Origin of the sequence: Pandoraea sp. SD6-2, from assembly GCF_000389825.1 — a bacterium.
Classification (GTDB): Bacteria; Pseudomonadota; Gammaproteobacteria; order Burkholderiales; family Burkholderiaceae; genus Pandoraea; species Pandoraea communis.
Genome location: NZ_KB944457.1, coordinates 333,217 through 353,217 on the forward strand (window position 1 = coordinate 333,217; position 20,001 = coordinate 353,217).

General features: G+C 62.1%; 17 protein-coding genes and 1 pseudogene. 7 read left to right on the forward strand and 11 right to left on the reverse strand.

Annotation, left to right across the window (positions count from 1 at the left end):
• Nucleotides 1–3 precede the first annotated feature (3 nt).
• From holA to C266_RS24755, 5 genes are all read right to left on the reverse strand, one after another.
• On the reverse strand, nucleotides 4–1,083 hold the full coding sequence (gene holA, locus C266_RS24735; protein WP_010803989.1) for a DNA polymerase III subunit delta: 1,080 nt from the start codon (nucleotides 1,081–1,083) through the stop codon (nucleotides 4–6).
• Nucleotides 1,084–1,094: 11 nt separating this feature from the next.
• A complete protein-coding gene (lptE, locus tag C266_RS24740) occupies nucleotides 1,095–1,610 on the reverse strand; it encodes an LPS assembly lipoprotein LptE (protein ID WP_036664525.1) in 516 nt (171 codons plus the stop codon).
• Nucleotides 1,611–1,705: 95 nt separating this feature from the next.
• A complete protein-coding gene (gene leuS, locus C266_RS24745; protein WP_010803987.1) occupies nucleotides 1,706–4,300 on the reverse strand; it encodes a leucine--tRNA ligase in 2,595 nt (864 codons plus the stop codon).
• Nucleotides 4,301–4,598: 298 nt separating this feature from the next.
• Nucleotides 4,599–5,396 carry a 4-hydroxy-tetrahydrodipicolinate reductase gene (dapB, locus tag C266_RS24750; RefSeq protein ID WP_010803986.1) on the reverse strand — a complete coding sequence of 266 codons (798 nt, stop codon included), beginning with the start codon at nucleotides 5,394–5,396 and terminating at the stop codon, nucleotides 4,599–4,601.
• 28 nt (nucleotides 5,397–5,424) lie between these two features.
• Nucleotides 5,425–6,105, reverse strand: a complete 681-nt coding sequence (locus C266_RS24755) for an outer membrane protein assembly factor BamE (protein WP_246831224.1) — start codon at nucleotides 6,103–6,105, stop codon at nucleotides 5,425–5,427.
• Nucleotides 6,106–6,271: 166 nt separating this feature from the next.
• On the opposite strand from C266_RS24755, the gene fur reads away from it, so the two are divergent.
• The gene (gene fur / locus C266_RS24760) at nucleotides 6,272–6,703 is read left to right on the forward strand and encodes a ferric iron uptake transcriptional regulator (protein WP_010803984.1); all 432 of its coding nucleotides are present in this window, start codon (nucleotides 6,272–6,274) and stop codon (nucleotides 6,701–6,703) included.
• Between the two features lie 300 nt (nucleotides 6,704–7,003).
• On the opposite strand, the gene gap is transcribed toward fur, so the two are convergent.
• Together gap and tkt are read right to left on the reverse strand one after the other, a co-directional pair.
• The gene (gene gap / locus C266_RS24765; RefSeq protein ID WP_010803983.1) at nucleotides 7,004–8,014 is read right to left on the reverse strand and encodes a type I glyceraldehyde-3-phosphate dehydrogenase; all 1,011 of its coding nucleotides are present in this window, start codon (nucleotides 8,012–8,014) and stop codon (nucleotides 7,004–7,006) included.
• 28 nt (nucleotides 8,015–8,042) lie between these two features.
• A complete protein-coding gene (gene tkt / locus C266_RS24770) occupies nucleotides 8,043–10,055 on the reverse strand; it encodes a transketolase (protein ID WP_010803982.1) in 2,013 nt (670 codons plus the stop codon).
• A 197-nt stretch (nucleotides 10,056–10,252) separates the two neighbouring features.
• Here tkt and C266_RS24775 point away from each other — a divergent pair, with 197 nt between their 5' ends.
• The 4 genes from C266_RS24775 (at nucleotide 10,253) to C266_RS24790 (ending at nucleotide 13,238) form a co-directional block, all read left to right on the forward strand.
• The gene (locus C266_RS24775; protein ID WP_010803981.1) at nucleotides 10,253–11,170 is read left to right on the forward strand and encodes a spermidine synthase; all 918 of its coding nucleotides are present in this window, start codon (nucleotides 10,253–10,255) and stop codon (nucleotides 11,168–11,170) included.
• A gap of 141 nt (nucleotides 11,171–11,311) precedes the next feature.
• On the forward strand, nucleotides 11,312–11,734 hold the full coding sequence (locus tag C266_RS24780) for a glyoxalase/bleomycin resistance/extradiol dioxygenase family protein (protein ID WP_010803980.1): 423 nt from the start codon (nucleotides 11,312–11,314) through the stop codon (nucleotides 11,732–11,734).
• Between the two features lie 78 nt (nucleotides 11,735–11,812).
• The gene (locus C266_RS24785) at nucleotides 11,813–12,550 is read left to right on the forward strand and encodes a 16S rRNA (uracil(1498)-N(3))-methyltransferase (RefSeq protein WP_010803979.1); all 738 of its coding nucleotides are present in this window, start codon (nucleotides 11,813–11,815) and stop codon (nucleotides 12,548–12,550) included.
• 49 nt (nucleotides 12,551–12,599) lie between these two features.
• Nucleotides 12,600–13,238, forward strand: a complete 639-nt coding sequence (locus C266_RS24790) for a YidB family protein (protein ID WP_010803978.1) — start codon at nucleotides 12,600–12,602, stop codon at nucleotides 13,236–13,238.
• Nucleotides 13,239–13,666: 428 nt separating this feature from the next.
• Here the strand turns inward: C266_RS24790 and C266_RS24795 are convergent, their stop codons facing one another.
• On the reverse strand, nucleotides 13,667–14,560 hold the full coding sequence (locus C266_RS24795) for a LysR family transcriptional regulator (protein ID WP_210400024.1): 894 nt from the start codon (nucleotides 14,558–14,560) through the stop codon (nucleotides 13,667–13,669).
• 132 nt (nucleotides 14,561–14,692) lie between these two features.
• On the opposite strand from C266_RS24795, the gene gstA reads away from it, so the two are divergent.
• Both gstA and C266_RS24805 read left to right on the forward strand, forming a co-directional pair.
• Complete coding sequence (gene gstA / locus C266_RS24800) at nucleotides 14,693–15,298, forward strand: glutathione transferase GstA (RefSeq protein ID WP_010803976.1); 606 nt, start codon at nucleotides 14,693–14,695, stop codon at nucleotides 15,296–15,298.
• Nucleotides 15,299–15,313: 15 nt separating this feature from the next.
• Nucleotides 15,314–15,911: pseudogene (locus tag C266_RS24805) on the forward strand (LysR family transcriptional regulator); the annotation flags it as partial.
• A gap of 368 nt (nucleotides 15,912–16,279) precedes the next feature.
• On the opposite strand, the gene C266_RS24810 reads toward C266_RS24805, so the two are convergent.
• From C266_RS24810 to C266_RS24820, 3 genes are all read right to left on the reverse strand, one after another.
• Nucleotides 16,280–16,828, reverse strand: coding sequence for a barstar family protein (locus C266_RS24810; RefSeq protein WP_036664343.1), 549 nt, complete (start codon nucleotides 16,826–16,828; stop codon nucleotides 16,280–16,282).
• 7 nt (nucleotides 16,829–16,835) lie between these two features.
• Entirely contained in the window at nucleotides 16,836–17,231 is a 396-nt protein-coding gene (locus C266_RS24815; RefSeq protein WP_010803972.1) for a ribonuclease domain-containing protein, read from the reverse strand.
• Nucleotides 17,232–17,526: 295 nt separating this feature from the next.
• Nucleotides 17,527–19,830 carry an NADP-dependent malic enzyme gene (locus C266_RS24820; protein WP_010803971.1) on the reverse strand — a complete coding sequence of 768 codons (2,304 nt, stop codon included), beginning with the start codon at nucleotides 19,828–19,830 and terminating at the stop codon, nucleotides 17,527–17,529.
• Nucleotides 19,831–20,001: the final 171 nt, after the last annotated feature.

Below are 20,001 nucleotides of genomic sequence, written 5' to 3' on the forward strand. Positions count from 1 at the left end.
GCGCTAGGCGTGCACCGGACGCGATGCGCGGGCGGAGCGCGCCGTCGGCGGTCGCTCGCCTGCGAGCAGCAGGCCGAGTTGCAGCATGCCGTCCCATGGGTCGCCGGGCAGGCCATCGGCACGCAGGCCCTTGACCTGCCGATCCAGGCGCGCCGCCAACTGCAACGCCTGCGCAAGCATGGCCGGCGTGGCGCGATTCGCCGCCTGCTCCATCAGTCGCTCGCGCGGGCCCCAGACCCGGTATTCGCGCAGCAACATGGCAAGCGGCTTACCGGCTGCCATCCCGCGCGTGATCTTGGCAAGCGTGCGAACCTCTTCGGTCAATGCCCACAGCACGAGCGGTGCGGCCTCGCCTTCGCCGCGCAGACCGTCGAGCATGCGAACCAGCCGGGCGGCATCGCCGGCCAGCACAGCTTCGCTGAGCTTGAAGACGTCGTAGCGCGCGACATTGAGCACGGCATCCTGCACCTGCTCGAACGCCAGCACACCCGATGGGTACAGCAAGCCGAGCTTCTGAATTTCCTGATGCGCCGCAAGCAGGTTGCCCTCGACGCGGTCGGCGATGAACTGCAATACGCGACGTCCCGGCTCACCGGCTTCGACGCGCTGTCCCTGCGCGGTGAGGCGTTGGGCGATCCAGTCAGGCAGACGGCTCCGGTCGACCGGATCGATCTTGATCGTGACACCCACGCGATCGAGCGACGAAAACCAGTCGGACTTGGTCGCAGTGGCATCGAGCCGGGGCAGCGTGATGATGGTCAGCACGTCGCTATTGGCAGCATCGGCGTGCGCCTTGAGCGCAGCGCCCCCGTCCTTGCCCGGCTTTCCGCCGGGAATGCGCAACTCGATGAGTTTGCGGTCGCCGAACAACGACATCGACTGGCCCGCGTTCGCAAGGGCGCCCCAATCGAAGCTGCGCTCGACGCTGAGCACGTCACGCTCGGTGAAGCCCCCCGCACGCGCTGCTGCACGCACGCGATCCACCGCCTCCTGCACGAGCAGGCTCTCGTCGCCGTAGATCGTATAGATCGGCGAGAGGGTCTTGGCGAGATGCGCGTCGAGCGCGTCGGGACGCAGTTGCATGAGGGTAGGCGTTACTCTTCCGGCTTCTTCGCCGGCATGGACTTTACCGCTTCCATGCGACGGATGATCTGAGCAACGGCGTCCTTCTGCATGTCTCGATTGAGCAGCGCAGCTTCCGCGTCGCGTGCCGTCGTTTCGCTGTCGCTATACGGCAGATTGCGCGTCAGGCGAATCGTACTCAACGGAATGATCGGCGTTCCGTCCGGCGTCACGAGCTGAAAGGTGAATGAGGCGCGCATTTCATACTCGCGCGCCTGGCCGTTTGCGTCGAGACTGATCGCCGAGCGTGACCCCGTCGCGCTCACGATTTCGAGCCGGGCATCGGCGTCCTTGGGTTCGGTCACAACGACCGTCCCCTTGCTGCCGTAGCGAATATAGCGCGAGATATCGGTCGCCATCTGACCGCCACCCGAGATGTACAGACGATGGAACGCGTACTCGCTTGCGCCACGCAACTGGAAGCCACACGCGGACAGCGTCAACGCGCAGCCCAGCAAGGCGACCCAGCCGAAAATCCTGCGCGTCACGCCGACGCCTCGTTGCCCGGATGTGATTTGCACGTGATGTGCCCTCTTGTCACCAAACGTCATCAATTCATCGACCAGCGGCAGCGGCTGCCGCCTCAGACCACTACGTTCACGAGACGGCCCGGCACGACGATGACCTTCTTCACCGGCTTGCCTTCGCCGAACTTGGCAGTCATTTCGTGTGCCAGTGCGGCTTGCTCGATGGTCTCGCGCGAAGCGTCCTTCGCCACGCGCACGGCACCGCGCACCTTACCGGCCACCTGCAACACGAGTTCGATTTCGTCTTGCACCAGCGCGCCTTCGTCGACTTCCGGCCACGCAGCGTCGAGCAGATCGCCCTGTTGGGCGGCATAGCCCAACTCGGCCCACAGACCGTGCGTGACGTGCGGCACCACCGGGTACAGCACGCGCAACAGAATGCCGTAGCATTCGCGCACCGCGCCAGCACCCGCAGCGCCCTTGTCGCTTTCGATGGCGTTGAGCATCTTCATCGCGGCCGACACCACCGTGTTGTACTGCACACGCTGATAGTCGTAGTTGGCCTGCTTGAGCACGCTATGAATCTCGAGGCGCAGCGCCTGAGCCGCCGGGTTAGCCGTCTCGATGGCGGCGTCCGTCTGACGCAGCAGCGCAGCCTGCGACTGACCAAAGCCCCAAAGACGGCGCAGGAAGCGGCTCGCGCCTTCAACGCCAGCGCCCGACCACTCGAGCTGCTGCTCGGGCGGTGCGGCGAACATCACGAACAAACGTGCCGTATCGGCGCCGTACTGATCGATCAGCGATTGCGGATCGACCCCGTTGTTCTTCGACTTCGACATCTTCTCGATGCCGCCAAGCGTCACATCTGCCCCGTCGGCCTTCGACGTCGCGCTGGTCGGACGGCCCTTGTCGTCGAATTGCACTTGCACGTCGAGCGGGTTGAACCATGTCTTCTTGCCCGAGGCGTCTTCGCGATAGTACGTCTCGTTGAGCACCATGCCCTGCGTGAGCAGGTTCTGCGCCGGCTCCTTGAAGCTCACCAGCCCCAGATCGCGCATGACCTTGGTCCAGAAGCGCGAATACAACAGGTGAAGAATCGCATGCTCGATGCCACCGATGTACTGATCCATCGGCATCCAGTAATTGGTGCGCTCGTCGACCATCTTGTCGGCGTCCGGGCAGGCGTAGCGCGAGAAGTACCACGACGAGTCCACGAACGTGTCCATCGTATCGGTCTCACGGCGTGCCGGCTTGCCGCACTTCGGGCAATCGCACTTGAGGAACGCTTCAGACTTGGCGAGCGGATTGCCGGTGCCGTCCGGCACGAGATCCTCGGGCAGCACAACCGGCAGATCCTTCTCGGGTACCGGCACGGCACCGCACGCGTCGCAATGAATGATCGGGATCGGCGTGCCCCAGTAGCGCTGACGCGAAATGCCCCAGTCACGCAGACGGAACGTGACCTGCTTGTCGCCCATGCCCTTCGCCTTGAGATCCGCGGCAATGGCGTCGATGGCAGCCGCAAAGCCCAGGCCGTCGTACTTGCCGCTGTTGATCAGCGTGCCGCCTTCCTTGTCGCCATACCAAGCCTGCCAGGCCTCCGTCGAGTACGTCTCGCCGGCCGTCGCGACAACCTGCTTGATCGGCAGGCCATACTTGCGCGCGAACGCGAAATCGCGCTCATCGTGCGCCGGCACGCCCATCACGGCACCCTCGCCGTAACCCATCAGCACGTAGTTGCCGATCCACACTTCAACCTTGTCGCCGGTGAGCGGATGCGTGACGAAGAAGCCCGTCGGCATCCCCTTCTTTTCCATCGTGGCGATGTCGGCTTCCGCGACGCCACCCTGCTTGCATTCGGCGATGAACGCCTGCAAGTCGGGACGCCCGGCTGCCAGACGCGTGGCCAGCGGATGCTCGGCGGCAATCGCGCAGAAGGTCACACCCATGATCGTGTCGGCACGCGTGGTGAACACGCGCAGCAACTTGCTCTCGCCGTCGAGTTCGTACGGGAAGCCGAAGTTCACGCCGAAGCTCTTGCCGATCCAGTTCTGCTGCATCACCTTCACGCGCTCGGGCCAGCCGAGTTCGTCCAGGTCGCCGAGCAATTCGTCGGCGTATTCGGTGATACGCATGTAGTACATCGGGATTTCACGCTTTTCAACAAGCGCACCCGAGCGCCAGCCGCGACCGTCGATCACCTGCTCGTTGGCAAGCACGGTCTGATCGATCGGGTCCCAGTTAACCGTTCCCGTCTTCAGATAAGCGACACCCTTCTCGAGCATCTTGAGGAACAGCCACTGATTCCAGCGGTAGTACTCCGGCTTGCAGGTGGCAACTTCGCGCGACCAGTCGATCGCCAGGCCCATGGCCTGCATCTGCTTCTTCATGTACGCAATGTTGTCGTACGTCCACTTGGCCGGCGGCACGCCGTTGGCCATGGCCGCATTTTCCGCCGGCATGCCAAAGGCGTCCCAGCCCATCGGCATCAGCACGTTGTAGCCGCGCATACGCATCTGACGGTACATCACGTCATTGATGGTGTAGTTGCGCACATGCCCCATATGCAGCTTGCCCGACGGATACGGCAGCATCGAGACGCAATAGAATTTCTGTTTGTCCGCGCGCTCGGTGGTCTTATAGGCATCGATCGCCTGCCAGTGAGACTGGGCGGAGGCTTCGACGTCGGCGGGAACGTATTTTTCTTGCATGATGGGTCGGCGGATAGGATTCGGCTCGGTCGGCCCCCATTGACATGCGGCACAGATGGCGCGGCACGCAAGACTTTCAGGGCAAATCCGGGGAAAACGATAATTATAACGCCGCCGGGAGCGGATTCGGCGCGGCGGCTGCGAGGGGATGCGGCCTTTAGGTCGCTTTGACTCCGGAACCCGCCGATGCGTCGTGCGATCAGCGGTGAAGTCCGACCCTTTCAAGGACTTCAGAGACCGGCCGGCGCATCACGCGCGATACGCCCAGCCGGCTCCCTGGCCAGAAGCCAACGCTGGATCAGCGCAGGCCCAGCACGTCCTGCATGTCGAACAGGCCGGTATTGCGTTGCGCGAGGAAGCGGGCAGCACGTAGCGCGCCCTGCGCGTACGACAGACGGCTCGACGACTTGTGAGTGATTTCAATGCGCTCACCGATGCCGGCAAAGAGCACCGTGTGATCGCCGACGATATCGCCGCCGCGCACGGTAGCAAAGCCGATAGTCGACGGATCGCGCTCGCCGGTCACGCCTTCGCGGCCATAGACGGCACATTCCTTCAGATCGCGGCCCAACGCCTCGGCCACGACTTCGCCCATGCGCAACGCCGTACCGGACGGGGCGTCGACCTTGTGGCGATGATGGGCTTCGATGATCTCGATGTCGTAACCCGTATTCAGGATCTTGGCGGCGACTTCGAGCAGCTTGAACGTAGCGTTCACGCCAACGCTCATGTTCGGAGCGAACACAACGGCCACACGCTCGGCCCCCGCAGCCAGACGCGCCTTGTCTTCTTCCGAAAAGCCCGTGGTGCCGACGATCATCTTTACGCCGTGCTTTTCGGCGGCAGCCAGATGCGCCAGCGTGCCTTCAGGGCGCGTGAAGTCGATCAGGTATTCGGCGTTGGCGAGCGCGGCGTCGAGGTCAGCGGTGATTTTCACCCCCGTCTCGCGGCCCAGAAACGCACCGGCATCGTGCCCCAGTGCCGGGCTGCCTTCACGATCGAGGGCACCGACCAACTCGGCGTCGTCGGCCGCCAGGACGGTTTCGATCAGCATCCGGCCCATACGGCCGGAGGCGCCAGCAATCGCAATTTTCATCATCATGATTCTTTAGACGTTCAACCGCTTACTTGGGCATCGAGAACAGACCACCACCGGAGGTCACGCCCGGCGACGGAACAAGCCCCGTACCGCTGGATGCGCCGGCGCTCCCCGATGCGCTGTCGCCAGCAGCAGACGCGGCCTGCGAGGCAGGGGCGGCCGCCCCCGTCGAGACGCCGTTTGCCGCCGGTGCGGCTGTCGGTGCGATGGCGGCAGCATCCGGCGACGGTGCTGCGGCCTCAGCGGCGGCAGCGCTCGCGGTCGACGGCGCGGGCGCCTCGGTCTTCACGGTCTTGCCCTTCTGGCCGTCGATTTCCTGAACGAGCTGGTACTCGGTCGGCAAGTTTTCGCCGCCCTCCCAACGTGCCAGCGTATCGCCCTCGAAATACACCCTCAGATGGCGCTCTTGCACCACGGAGGCATTGCCGCGCTTGAAGTAGAAGACGTAGTCCCAGCGGTTTGCGTGGAATATGTCCGTCAGCAGCGGCGTGCCCAGCAACTGGCGCACCTGATCGCGGGTCATGCCGGCTTTGAGCTGGTCATAGGCCTCTTTCGAGACGAAATTGCCTTGAACGATGTTGATTCGATACGGCGTGACCACGCCGATCACTTTGTCGGTCACGCTGTCATACGTCGAGCAGCCGGCCAACGCCAGGAATGCCGCCGCAGCACAGACGGAGAACGGAAGGGAGAGATAACGACGCAAATCTGACTCGCTTTCAAAAAAATCGAACTTGACTCCGGCACGCCGGGCGCGCCGCCACATCGCCCCCATTGACGGCGATTACCGTCCCGTTTGCCCCGGTTTGCACCCGGGCAAGGCAAAAAGGCATTATTATTGGGGCTGTATTGTACTCTAGGGACGTAGAGCGATGCCGAATCCCGCCGATTTGAAAAATATCGGACTGAAAGCCACGCTTCCGCGCCTGAAAATTCTGGAGATTTTCCAGAGTACCAAGGTGCGCCATCTGACCGCTGAAGACGTCTACCGTCATCTGCTCAATGAAAATCTCGACATCGGCCTCGCCACGGTCTACCGTGTGCTGACCCAATTCGAGCAAGCCGGACTATTGTCGCGCAGCAACTTTGAATCCGGCAAGGCCGTTTTCGAACTCAATCAGGGCAATCACCACGATCACCTGGTGTGTCTTGACTGCGGCCGTGTCGAAGAGTTCTTCGACGCAGAAATCGAACGCCGCCAGAAGATGATTGCAAAGGAAAACGGCTTCGAGCTTCAGGAACACTCGCTCGCCATGTACGGGAGTTGCACAAAGGAACCGTGCCCGTACCGTCAAAAAAACTAAAAATTGCCCCTGTCAGAATGCCTTTCCGCAAGGGCGTTCTGGGATTTTCCCCGCATCCCCGCCGCTCATTTAGCGCCACGTTACTGCGCTTCGCTGACGATAGCTCTCCGTAAAGTGCGGTGCGTCTCAGGCATTGTGGGCACATCGCCGGATCAAGGCTTCCCACCCGACTTCTCACCTGAATCGCGGAATATTGCCCGCCACCGAATCCGATACCGGACGAATCCCGAAAGCGATCACCAATGAAAAAAGCCGCTGTCTCACGACAGCGGCTTTTTTTACAACTCGCGTCGAACGCGCTTACTTCGCCGACATCAGGGCGACGGTAGTGTCGAGCATGCGGTTCGAGAAGCCCCACTCGTTGTCGTACCACGAGCTGACCTTCACCAGACGGCCCGACACCTTGGTCAACGTGCCGTCGAAGTTCGACGAGGCCGGGTTGTGGTTGAAGTCGACCGACACCAGCGGTGCCGTGTTGTACGTAGCGATGGCCTTCAGCGAACCTTCAGCGGCTTCCTTCAGGATCGCATTGACTTCGTCCACCGTCGTGTCGCGCTTGGCGATGAACGACAGGTCAACGATCGACACGTTGATCGTCGGGACGCGAATGGCGTAGCCGTCGAGCTTGCCGTTCAGTTCCGGCAGCACCAGACCGACAGCCGAAGCGGCGCCCGTCTTGGTCGGGATCATGCTCATCGTGGCCGAACGCGCACGACGCAGGTCTTCGTGATAGACGTCCGTCAGCACCTGATCGTTGGTGTAAGCATGAACCGTCGTCATCAGGCCCGTTTCCAGACCGATCTTCTCATGCAGCGGCTGAACCAGCGGCGCCAGGCAGTTCGTGGTGCACGAAGCGTTCGAGATGACCGTGTCGGTCGACTTGAGCACGCCTTCGTTCACACCGAACACGATGGTGGCGTCCACATCCTTGCCGCCGGGGGCCGAGATGATGACCTTCTTCGCGCCGCCTTTCAGGTGGGCACTGGCCTTTTCCTTCGAGGTGAAGAAGCCCGTGCACTCGAGCACGACATCCACGCCCAGCTCGCCCCACGGCAGTTCTGCCGGGTTACGGTTGGCCAGCACGCGGATCTTGTCGCCGTTGACGACCATGAAGTCGCCGTCGACCGACACCGTGCCCGGGAACTTGCCGTGAGCGGTGTCGTATTGCGTCAGGTGAGCGTTCGTCTGCGCATTGCCGAGATCGTTGATGGCGACAATTTCGATGTCGTGCTTCTTACCACCTTCGTAGTGGGCACGCAGTACGTTGCGGCCGATACGGCCGTAGCCGTTGATAGCGACGCGAATGGTCATGGGGGTATCTCCGTAAGGTCTAACGAAATCAGCCAAGCACGGACTTGACCGTCGCAACCACGTGGTCGACGGTGAAGCCGAAGTGTTTGAACAGCACGCCGGCCGGTGCCGACTCGCCGAAGGTATCGATGCCGACTACGCCGCCTTCCAGGCCGACGTACTTATGCCAGAATGCCGTCACACCGGCTTCGATGGCCACACGCGGCACACCGCGCGGCAGCACGCTCTCGCGATACGCCTTGTCCTGACGGTCGAACACATTGGTCGACGGCATGGACACGACACGCGCCGCGATCCCCTCGGCAGCCAACACTTCGGCGCCCTTGAGGGCCAGATCCATTTCCGAGCCGGTCGCCATCAGCACGATCTGCGGATTCGCCACGTCACGCAGCACGTAGCCGCCACGGCGGATGTTGGCGATCTGCGCATCGTCACGCGGGACGAACGGCAGGTTCTGGCGGCTGAACACGAGACTCGACGGACCATCGTGACGCTCCACCGCAGCCACCCACGCGACCGCCGTCTCCGTTGTATCGCACGGACGCCACAGGTCCATTTGCGGAATCAGACGCAAGCTCGAGACATGCTCGATCGACTGGTGCGTCGGGCCATCTTCGCCCAGACCGATCGAGTCGTGCGTGAATACGAAGATCGAACGCAGCTTCATGAGCGCCGCCATACGCAGCGCATTGCGGCTGTAGTCGGAGAACGTCAGGAACGTGCCGCCGAACGGAATGTATCCGCCGTGCAGTGCAATACCGTTCATGATGGCGCTCATGCCGAACTCGCGCACACCGTAGTTGATGTGGTTGCCGAACTGCACGCCTTCTGCGTTCGCACGCACGGCCTTGCTGGCCTTCCAGTTCGTCAGGTTCGAGCCGGTCAGGTCGGCCGAGCCGCCCAGGAATTCCGGCAGCACCGCTGCCAGACCCTCAATAGCCAGTTGCGACGCCTTGCGCGTCGCGACCGTCTCGGCCTTCTCGTTGGTCTTGGCGATCAATGCCGCGGCAGCCGACTTAAAGTCGCCCGGCAATTCGCCCTTCATACGACGCTCGAACTCGGCGGCTTCTGCCGGGAACTCGCTGCGATAGGCGGCAAAACGCTCGTTCCACGCGGCTTCGGCTTTCTGCCCTGCCACCTTGGCATCCCATGCGGCGTAGACTTCGGCCGGCACTTCGAACGGCGGCAGATGCCAACCCAGCGCAGCGCGCGTGGCAGCGATTTCGTCCGCGCCCAACGGTGCGCCGTGCACATCGTGACCGCCCTGCTTGTTAGGAGCCCCCTTGCCGATGAGCGTCTTGCAGCAGATCAGCGTCGGGCGGTCCGATGTCTTGGCTTGCGCGATGGCGGCATCCACGGCGTCGGCATTGTGCCCGTCGATGCCACGAATCACGTTCCAGCCGTAAGCTTCGAAGCGCTTGGGCGTGTCATCGGCAAACCAGTACTCGACGTCACCGTCGATCGAGATGCCGTTATCGTCGTACAGCGCGATGAGCTTGTTCAGACGCAGCGTGCCCGCGAGCGAACAGGCTTCGTGCGAGATGCCTTCCATCAGGCAACCGTCGCCGAGGAATGCGTAAGTGTAATGATCGACGATGTCGTTGCCCGGGCGATTGAATTCCTTGGCAAGCAGCGCCTCGGCGAGCGCAAAGCCCACGGCGTTGGTGATGCCCTGCCCCAGCGGGCCGGTGGTCGTCTCGACACCCGGCGTGACGCCCACTTCAGGGTGACCCGGTGTCTTGCTGTGAAGTTGACGGAAATGCTTGAGCTCTTCGATCGGCAGATCGTAGCCCGTCAGATGCAGCAGCGAATAGATGAGCATCGAACCGTGGCCGTTCGACAGGATGAAGCGGTCGCGATCGAACCAGTGCGGATTGACGGGGTTGTGTTTGAGATGACGGCCCCAGAGAGCAACGGCGATATCGGCCATGCCCATCGGCGCGCCAGGGTGACCGGAGTTGGCCTGTTGGACCGCATCCATGGAAAGGACGCGAATGGCAGAGGCCATCAGTGCAGCCGTAGCAGAAGAGGAGTTCGTCATGGTGACCAGCCGAAAGAGCGGGCGTGCCCCGTTGCCGCAAGCTGCCGCGCGAAATTCAAATGCAGGAAAAGACCGAGATTTTACCAGATACGGCACTTGCCCGGGTCGTTCGTGGCGAACTTCCCCAACCGGCGGGAACGTGGAATCATGCGAGAAAGTGGCGTAATCGCCCCAAATTAGAGGAAGTTACCCTGCCAATGCCCGCCAAACGTGACGTCCCCGAACATGAAGCCGGCATCGCGCCGCCCCGTTACACGGCACCGCTCGGGCAGTGGGCCGGTTATTCGTTCGCCGCGCACCCGGTATTCGCCGCCACGACGGCTCACCAACACATCGAGATCCTGGATCTGCCGGCATTCGGCGCGCTCGGACGCGCTTATCGGCTCGATGGCCGGTTCATGGCCTCGCTCGCCGATGCGCATATCTGCCACGAATGCATGGTGCACCCGCTGATGCTTGCGCACGGCAGTGTCGAGCGCGTGCTGATACTCGGCGGCGGTGACGGCGGCTCGGCACGCGAGGCGTTGCGCCACGCAAGTGTGCGTGAGGTCGTCGTTGCCGAACTCGATGCTCAGGTTCCCGCAACAATCCTTCGGTACATGCCGGCGCTGGCCGACGGTGCATTTGACGATCCGCGCACGACGCTCGTCATCGGCGACGCCCGGCATCTCGTGGATGCCGCGCTCGCACGTGGCGAACGATTCGATGCCGTGATTTTCGATCTGACGGAAGCCGATGGCGAGGCGGCGACGCTTCACGATGCGGCGTTCTTCGCCAAAATTCGCGCGTTACTCACACCACGCGGCGGGATCGCCCTGCAACTGGGAGCCCCCTGGTTCGAGGCCGATCCGGTGCGACGGATGCTTGCCGCCCTGCGCTCGGTGTTCGCCTGCGTCCAGCCCATAACGACGTATGTGCCACTGTATGGCACGCAATGGGCACTCGTGTTCGCCAGCGATTCTCTCGATGTGCGCGCAAGCGTCTCTGACGCTCTGCCGGACGCGTTGCAACCCCTGCGCCACTATTCGCCCTCGCGGCACGCCGCGCTGTTCGACGTCCCGCCGGAACTGACGGATGTGCTTGGCGGCTCGCCGGATCACTCGGCATCAAGATGACACACTGCGCGTGAAGCGAACACGCGTTCCTTGTATATTGAGGGCTCGTCACGACCGTCGGCCACGCCCGTTCCTTCCCCGTTTTCATGATTCGGAACGCGCGCCCATTGCCCCCGCCGGCAGACCTACCGGAGCACCGTCATGTCCGATTCCCGCCCGCCTCATGTACCGTGGTTGACGCCTTATCTGACCGTGCGCGACGCCAAAGCGGCCGCAACGTTCTATACCCAGGCGTTCGGTTTCACGATGCATGACATGGTGGACGACGACGGTGCGGTCATGCATGTCGAAATGTTTTATCAGGGCCAACTGATCCTGATGTTCGCGCCCGAAGGCGCGTTTGCCAGCACGGCACGCACGCCGCGCAGCGCCGGCGTGGAAGCGCCGCAGAGCTTCTACGTGTATACAGAAGACGTCGATGCGTTATATGCCCGCGCCATTGCCGCCGGAGCAAAAGGGCTGATGCCACCCAGCGATCAATTCTGGGGCGATCGCTTCTGCCAGTTGGAAGACCCGGACGGGTATCGCTGGGGCTTCGCTCGCCCCGTGGCACCGCGCGGCTAAACGCTCGCTTCGATCGCGTTGGGGTATGCTTCTGTCCCCATCGCCCGGCCTCGCAGCCTTCCTTCACCTTTCGCCCGTATGCCTCGCTTTTTCATCGATGCGCCACTGCACGCCGGCGCCCTGCTCGATCTTCCCGACACCGTGGTTCGTCACGTTCAGGTATTGCGCCTGAAGGCGGGTGACACGCTCACGCTTTTTAACGGCACGGGCGGCGAGTATCCGGCCGTACTCACGACGCTGGAAAAGCGGCACGCCACGGCGCAGCTCGCAGAGCGCAATACGCGGGAAACGGAGGCGCCGTATCGCGTCACGCTGGCACAAGGCATCGCCGGCGGCGACAAGATGGACTGGCTGATCGAAAAGGCCATCGAACTTGGCGTGACAGACATCCAACCGCTCGCCACCGAACGCTCGGTGATCCGCCTCGATGCAGAGCGCGCCGCAAAACGGGTAGCGCATTGGCAAGCGCTGGCGCAAGCCGCGTGCGAGCAGTGCGGGCGAAACCGCGTGCCGCGCATCCTGCCGATCCGGCCGATCGGACCATGGTTACGCGAGCAGAACACGATGACGTGCTACGGATGGCGTGTACTATTGTCACCTAGAGCGGACAGCGGTTTCGATTCGCTGCCGCACGAAGCGCCGACTGAATCTGGCGTGTTGCTCTTCGGCCCAGAAGGCGGGCTGACACCTCAGGAAGAAACGCTTGCGCGGGAGGCCGGTTTTGCGGCAATTCGCCTAGGAGAACGTATCTTACGGACGGAAACGGCAGGCATTGCGGTGCTCGCTGCTTTGGCCGCGCGCTGGGGCGGTTGGTAAGCATAGATGACTCGATCAACGGCTTCTCAAACCTAAGGAGCAATTCCTCATGGGTATCCTCGATTCCATTCTCGGCGGCGTGTCCGGCAATCAGGCCGGTGGCGGTAGCGGCGGCGGCAATACCAAGATGCTGCTACTGATGGGCTTGCTGGCGATGATCGCCAGTCGCTCCGGTAACGCGCAAGGTCAAGGCAGTCAGGGCGGCGACCTGCTCGGTTCGCTAGGCGGTGCACTCGGTGGAATGCTGGGCGGCAGTGGCGCCGCAGCGGGCGGTGGCGGTCTCGGCGGCCTGCTGGGCGGCTTGCTGGGCGGTGCGCAGGCACCGCAGCCCACGGGCTCAGGCGCCCAGGCGACCTCCCCCGGTGATTTGGTTGGCGCGCTCGGCGGTCTGGGCGGCCTGACGCAGATGCTGGAAACCGGCGGACTCGGCGACGCCATGCGTTCGTGGGTCGGTACCGGAAGCAACCAGCCCGTCTCAGCCGATCAGGTCGCGCAAGCGCTTGGGCCCGGCGGTCGACTGCAACAACTGGCCGATACCGCAGGCATCAGCCAGGACGACGCCGCACAGCAGTTGTCCTCGCTTCTGCCGGAGGTAGTCAATCAACTCACGCCGAACGGCGACCTGCCGCAAGGCCAGTTGGATCTGGCAAGTCTCGCGCAGAAGTTCCTTGGCGGCCATACCGGCTGAGGTGGCACCGAAGCGTCGGATAGTCGGCCCCTGGCCAGAAATGAAAAATGTCCGCTGTCACTTTTTTTTCGGACCTATGCAGCGGCGTGAAAGGTCTTGTGGGGCAATAGGTTAGGCCGGATTTCAGCGGCTGGTTGCCTCCAACGCCTTATGCCTCAGGGGCCAAATAGGTGCACAGTGCGACGGAGAACCCTGAAGCGATACAGCAATATCTAGCGTAGGTTGGAAAGGGCATCATCCCTTCACGGGTGGGCAGCATGTGGCCGGCGCTTATCTGTGCTCGCCAACGGGCGCTACGCGATGCTGGAAGACGGCATAGGCTCCTCGCTAGTGCCGTGGAGGCTCGCGATCAAGCAGCGGCTGGGGCAGTGGATCGCCGCGACGGTACTCGACGGTAGCGCGGGCCTGCAATCGGATAGCACCGGCAGCTATCTGTTGCCGGGAGAGCCATCTTTGCACAGCAGCCCTTCCAGCAGCGCCTGCACCGGTCGCGACGCTTTCCCGGCATCCGAGCACACCAGACCGAACTCGCGGTGGATTACTGGCACCAGCGGCATCACACGCAGGCCGCGCTGCTCATCGGGCAAGGTCGATTCAGGCACCAACGCCACGCCCATGCCTTCGCGCACCAGTACGCAAGCGCTGGCCCAATCGCGCACCGTCACCCGCAAGTCTGACAGGCGCAGGCCCGCTTGTTCGACCAGCCTTTGCCCATTCACGGCGCAGCCGCCGGTGGCGAGGATGAAGGGCTGCGCGGCCAGTTCTTCCAGAGTGACACCGCTCTCGCTGGCGCGACGCCCCAGCGGATGGCTGGCCGGCAGCACCGCCACCCAGGCATCGTGCCCCAACACCGCCGCCGCCCGGCTCGGTGCGGGGTTCAGCACCACACCCAACTCCACCGTGCCGGCGGCCAGCCAGTCTTCCACTTCCTCGTCTGTACCTTCCAGTGCCACCAGTTCGATGCCAGGATGACGGCGCTGGAAGTCGCGCAGCAGGCCGGGCAGCAGCGTCGAAATCACCGACGGAAAGCTCGCCAGACGGATGCGTCCGCCGCTCAATCCTTGGCTGTCATCGGCCAGTACACGGATGGCGTCCAGCCGTTCCAGCATGGCGCGCGCGTGCTCGATGACCTGTCCGCCCAGGGCCGTGACGCCGACATGCCGCCGCTCCCGGGAGAACACCCGGAAGCCCAGCGCGGCTTCCAACTGGGCGATGGCCTGGCTGGCACCCGACTGGGTGATGCCCACGCGCTCGGCAGCGCGCGAGATGTTGCCCGCCTCGGCCACAGCCACTAGCAGACGCCAGTGCAGGAGGTTCATCATGAATATCAGTAGCCCAGCTAATACATAAAAAATTAAACATTAATTTTACAGAAAGACTCCATGCCAGCACAGTGGCATGCAGCGCAAGGCAACGTGCCGCGCGACTGGCTTTCAACTTCCCATGGAGTCTTCATGAAGCTGTATTACGCCCCCTATACCTGCTCGCTTTCCCCGCACATCGTGCTGCGCGAACTAGACCTACCGTTCGAGCTGGTCAAGGTGGACAACAAGACCAAGCAGACCGCCGACGGCCGCGACTTCCGCACCGTCAACCCCAAGGGCTACGTCGCCGCACTGGAGTTGGACGACGGCCAAGTCCTGACCGAAGGTCCAGCCGTCGTGCAGTACCTGGCCGACCTCAAACCGGAGAACGGACTGGCACCGGCTGCGGGCACCTGGGAGCGGGTGCGCCTGCAAGAGTGGCTGAACTTCGTCACCAGCGAAATCCACGCTGGTTCGGCTCCGCTGTTCAACGCTGCGTTACCCGAGGAAGCCAAAGCGTTTTTCCGCGAAAAGCTGTTCAAGCGATTCGACTACCTGCAAGACACCCTGAGCCGGCAGGACTATTTGGCAGGTGCAGCTTTCAGCGTGGTCGACGCCTACCTGTTCACCGTGCTGGGCTGGTGCAAGTTCTTCTCTATCGACCTCAGCCGCTGGCCCGCGCTGCCGGCCTATGTGAAGCGGGTCGGCGCTCGGCCTGCCGTGCAGGCCGCGTTACGGGCCGAAGCCTTGCAGTAGCGACGAGAGGGCGTGATGGAGTTTCGGCATCTGCGCTGCTTCCTGGCCGTAGCCGAAGAACTGCACTTCGCCCGTGCGGCGGAGAAGTTGCATATCGAGCAATCGCCGCTGTCGCGAGCCATCAAGGAACTGGAGGAAGAACTGGGCACTCGCCTGTTCATCCGCAACTCGCGCCACACCCGCCTGTCGCGCGCCGGGCAGATGTTCCTGGAACGCGTCCCACGCATCTTCACTGCCTTTCAGCAGGCCCGTGAGAGTGTCAAGGCCGTCGCGGCCGGCTACGACGGCCAACCAACTGCGTGTGGCGCTGTCCGATGGCATCACATCGCCGCGCCTGAGCGCCTTCTTGATGCAGTGCCACGAGGACGATCCCGAGGTCGATATCCATCTGGTCGAAGTGCCGTTGTCGCAACAGATCAAGGGGCTGCATGACGACCTGTACGACGTGAGGTTCGCTCAGTCCGATGAAGCCGGCGACAGCCTGCTGGCCGAACTGGCCTGGAGCGACCCACTGGTAGGGGCCGTTCCTGCACGGCCTCCCCTATTGACACACAAGCGCATCCCGTTGGAAGAGGTGTTGCGGTATCCGCTGGTGATGTGCGACCCGCACATCTGACGACGGTCAATCCCCCGTACTGGCCCAAGGCAGGCTTGGCGAGCTTGAGTTTTGTCATGATGACTCCTCGGAATGGCCCGATTCCCGGGAGCCTCATAGGGGCTACCAGCCGGGAAGTCGGGTCAGGTTTCGGAAAGCACCGGCATATGGTGGACGCGCCTAATTTATTGATAAACCTGCTGTATCGAGCTTCGGCGTAGTCCAGCGAAATGCGGCACTGGAGTCATGGTGAAATCAAAAAAGGTCCGCATTGCGGACCTTTTTTCTTGCCTTCGATATGACACAAGATCACATCACGGCACTCATCTGTCTACGTCAGGGGCGGCGATTTCGAGAGGATTCACCGCCGATAACACCAGTAGCGATCAGGCAAATGAGTAGAAAACACGGAAACTGACACGACGCTCCGACCAGAACTCAGCAGCGTCACGGAAGACATCAAGCAGCGTTTCCCGGCCATCCTTATCGAACTTCGTCACCACCGGCAGTCCCTCAAGCACCACCACGAAACCCGGTTGCGGGCCAGAGTGGCTGACAAGATCGGTGAGACAGTCGTGCAATGCGTCGTAATTCTTCCCGAAATGCTTGGGAAATAGAAACGACGTGGCAATCGTCTCCAGCACCTCGGCCTTGCTCTGCGCCTGTGAACAATTGGCGTATAGGAAGTGCTGCCCGAGTCGCTCGGCCTCTGCGGCCAGTTCCGGCACGCGGAATGCGCGGATCGACTGCACGATATTCGGCCTGACGGTCTTGAAAAGACTCATATCTCCCTCTTCCGATAAGGTATGGCGGCGGCCGGCCCGCGCTACAGCATGCAGGCCCAGCACCTGCTTGAACAAGTTGCCCTCGCCCGCACCGAATGGATCTGCCATAAGATCTTTCCCGCGTTCCTGTGCGAAAACCGGCTCACTCATACTGCTGTCATTCCCTTATGCGTCTAAAGCTGTTGTAGTGATCTTGCGTGTAGTAACACGGATCCACTGTGCGTTGGTCACCGCCGCAGATGATGCGCCTAGCACCTCTATTGCGGGCACCGGGAGTCGGCACCGTATATTCATGGTAATAGCCGCGTGGCATTTTGGGCAGACGCTTTTCGTAGTTCCCGAACACAATGCCATCTTTGGCATAGGGGAACGGCCCGCCCTGAGCAATCAGCGTCAGCGTGCGCTGCGCTTCACGAGGCAACTCGGCAACGGATACCGCCGCCGTTTGATCCGTGACGTATGGCGCGGTTTCGCGCGCCACGGTATTGCCCGCCAGAAAAACACTACCAGCCGCCGTCAGCGCCACGATGCCCCGATGAAGCCAACGTGCCATTGTCATAGCTAGCCTGTCGCCCGACGCCGTTTTGCGCTGCGGACTTGTTCTGGTGGGTGAAGCCGTAAGGTTATCGCTATTGCTCCCGAGAATCAATGTCGGCTTACATTTTGCAACCAAACTAGTCAACAAATTCATGAAAACACAGGGGTCTTCACGACAGTAAGCACCCACACGGAGATTTTCGCTGGGTGAAATGCGTCGCGAAAATGACAAAACGCCGCCCCGAATCGGTGCGGCGTTTTGTCGTTAACGTGTGGCGAACAGCGCCAAACTGCCCTGCGTCCTCGTCAGATCAGCGCGATTCTTGCTGCGCTGCCGCATCGGCCACCACGAGCGCAGCCATGTTGATGATGCGGCGTACCGTCGCAGACTCGGTCAGGATATGCACCGGCTTCGCCGCACCTAGCAGGATCGGGCCGATCGCGACATTGTTGCCGGCTGCCGTCTTGAGCAAATTGTAGGCAATGTTGGCGGCATCGATGTTCGGCATGACAAGCAGGTTGGCGGCGCCGGTAAGCGTCGAGTCCGGCATGATGCGAGCGCGGAGTTCCGGGTCGAGTGCGCAATCACCGTGCATTTCCCCGTCAACTTCCAGTTCTGGCGCACGCTCTTGCAGAATCGCCAGTGTTTCGCGCATCTTGCGGGCGCAATTGGCATCGCTCGTACCGAAGTTCGAGTGCGAGAGCAACGCCACCTTCGGCTGGATGCCGAAACGGCGAATCTCGTCGGCCGCCATCAACGTGATCTCGGCCAGTTCCTCCGCGCTCGGGTCCTGGTTGATGTGTGTGTCGACCAGGAAAATCTGGCGATTCGGCAGAATGAGCGCGTTCATCGCGGCGTACACGTGGCCGCCCGCGCGCTTACCGATCACGCGATCGATGAAGTGCAGGTGACGGCCCGGCGTCGACACCGTGCCGCAGATCAGGCCGTCGGCCTCGCCCTTGCGCACCAGCATGGCGGCAATCAGCGTCGTGCGCCGGCGCATTTCGACGCGTGCGTACGACGCCGTCACGCCCTTGCGATTGGTCAACTGGTGATACGTCTCCCAGTAATCGCGATAGCGCTCGTCGTGGTCCGGATTGACGACGGTGAAATCGACACCCGGCGTAAGGCGCAGACCATATTGCTCGATGCGATGTTCGATCACGGCCGGGCGCCCCACCAGAATCGGTGTCGCCACGCGCTCGTCCACGAGTACCTGCACGGCACGCAGCACACGCTCTTCTTCGCCCTCGGCAAACGCAATGCGCTTCTTGTCGGCGGGCACACTGCGCGCCACGGAAAACAGCGGCTTCATCAGACTGCCGCTGTGGTACACAAACTGCTGCAACGACTGCGAGTAGGCATCCACATCCGCGAGCGGGCGCGTGGCGACACCAGCGGCCATCGCCGCTTCGGCCACAGCGGTGGCGACCTTGACCAGCAAGCGCGGATCGAACGGCTTCGGAATCAGGTATTCAGGGCCGAACGACAAGTTCTTGATACCGTAAGCCGACGCCACGATATCGCTCTGCTCCTGACGCGCCAATTCCGCCAGTGCGTTCACGGCGGCAATTTCCATCGAGCGCGTGATCGTCGTCGCGCCAACATCGATGGCGCCGCGGAAGATGAACGGGAAACACAGGACGTTGTTGACCTGATTCGGGTAGTCGGTGCGACCGGTGGCCATCACGCAATCCGGGCGCACTTCCTTCGCGAGTTCCGGCGTGATTTCCGGGTTCGGATTGGCCAGCGCGAAGATCAGCGGCTGATCGGCCATCGTCTTGACCATTTCCTGCTTGAGCACGCCGGCAGCCGACAGGCCGAGGAACACGTCTGCGCCGCCGATCACCTCGGCAAGGCTGCGGGCATCGGTCTTTTGCGAGAAACGGATCTTTTCCGGATCCATCAGTTCGGTACGGCCCTCATACACCACGCCCGCCAGATCCGTCACCCAGACGTTCTCGATAGGCAGGCCCATGTCGACGAGCAGGTCCAGACACGCGAGTGCGGCGGCGCCCGCGCCGGACGTAACTACCTTCACCGACGTCAGTTCCTTGCCGACAACCTTCAGGCCGTTGATGAGTGCGGCAGCAACCACGATGGCCGTGCCATGCTGATCGTCGTGAAAGACCGGGATCTTCATGCGCTCGCGAAGCTTGCGCTCCACGATGAAGCACTCGGGCGCCTTGATATCTTCAAGATTGATCGCGCCGAAAGTCGGCTCCAGCGCGGCGATGATGTCGACGAGCTTCTCGGGGTCCTTCTCGTCGATCTCGATATCGAACACGTCGATATTGGCGAACTTCTTGAACAGCACGCCCTTGCCTTCCATCACCGGCTTCGATGCCAGCGGACCGATGTCGCCCAGACCAAGCACGGCAGTGCCGTTCGAGATGACACCGACCAGATTGCCACGCGCCGTATAACGCGATGCATTGAGCGGATCGACGACGATTTCCTCACACGCGGCCGCAACGCCCGGCGAGTACGCCAGCGCGAGATCGCGCTGGTTGAGCAACTGCTTGGTCGGCGCGATGGCGATTTTGCCGGGCGTGGGAAATTCGTGATATTCGAGCGCAGCTTCGCGCAGTTTCGGATCGATCGGCGTGGGCATGGGGAGAGGCTCTTGGACGAGCAGAATGAGTCAAATTTTCACTGCGAATTGTAGCCCCATTTATTCGCGCAATTTATGCAAAAAACGGATAAGGGCCGCACCTGCGTTACTGCATTTCCACGACGATAGTGGTCATAAATCCATGTGAAATCAACGCTGCATTGCACCATC

Excerpts from the sequence above, each read along its gene's own strand:
- C266_RS24795 (WP_210400024.1), bottom strand. The coding sequence starts at position 14,560 with ATGATGAACCTCCTGCACTGGCGTCTGCTAGTGGCTGTGGCCGAGGCG.
- dapB (WP_010803986.1), bottom strand. The coding sequence starts at position 5,396 with ATGAAAATTGCGATTGCTGGCGCCTCCGGCCGTATGGGCCGGATGCTG.
- gap (WP_010803983.1), bottom strand. The coding sequence starts at position 8,014 with ATGACCATTCGCGTCGCTATCAACGGCTACGGCCGTATCGGCCGCAAC.
- C266_RS24820 (WP_010803971.1), bottom strand. The coding sequence starts at position 19,830 with ATGCCCACGCCGATCGATCCGAAACTGCGCGAAGCTGCGCTCGAATAT.
- C266_RS24815 (WP_010803972.1), bottom strand. The coding sequence starts at position 17,231 with ATGGCACGTTGGCTTCATCGGGGCATCGTGGCGCTGACGGCGGCTGGT.
- C266_RS24790 (WP_010803978.1), top strand. The coding sequence starts at position 12,600 with ATGGGTATCCTCGATTCCATTCTCGGCGGCGTGTCCGGCAATCAGGCC.
- holA (WP_010803989.1), bottom strand. The coding sequence starts at position 1,083 with ATGCAACTGCGTCCCGACGCGCTCGACGCGCATCTCGCCAAGACCCTC.
- tkt (WP_010803982.1), bottom strand. The coding sequence starts at position 10,055 with ATGACGAACTCCTCTTCTGCTACGGCTGCACTGATGGCCTCTGCCATT.
- C266_RS24810 (WP_036664343.1), bottom strand. The coding sequence starts at position 16,828 with ATGAGTGAGCCGGTTTTCGCACAGGAACGCGGGAAAGATCTTATGGCA.
- C266_RS24780 (WP_010803980.1), top strand. The coding sequence starts at position 11,312 with ATGTCCGATTCCCGCCCGCCTCATGTACCGTGGTTGACGCCTTATCTG.
- C266_RS24785 (WP_010803979.1), top strand. The coding sequence starts at position 11,813 with ATGCCTCGCTTTTTCATCGATGCGCCACTGCACGCCGGCGCCCTGCTC.
- leuS (WP_010803987.1), bottom strand. The coding sequence starts at position 4,300 with ATGCAAGAAAAATACGTTCCCGCCGACGTCGAAGCCTCCGCCCAGTCT.
- C266_RS24775 (WP_010803981.1), top strand. The coding sequence starts at position 10,253 with ATGCCCGCCAAACGTGACGTCCCCGAACATGAAGCCGGCATCGCGCCG.
- gstA (WP_010803976.1), top strand. The coding sequence starts at position 14,693 with ATGAAGCTGTATTACGCCCCCTATACCTGCTCGCTTTCCCCGCACATC.
- fur (WP_010803984.1), top strand. The coding sequence starts at position 6,272 with ATGCCGAATCCCGCCGATTTGAAAAATATCGGACTGAAAGCCACGCTT.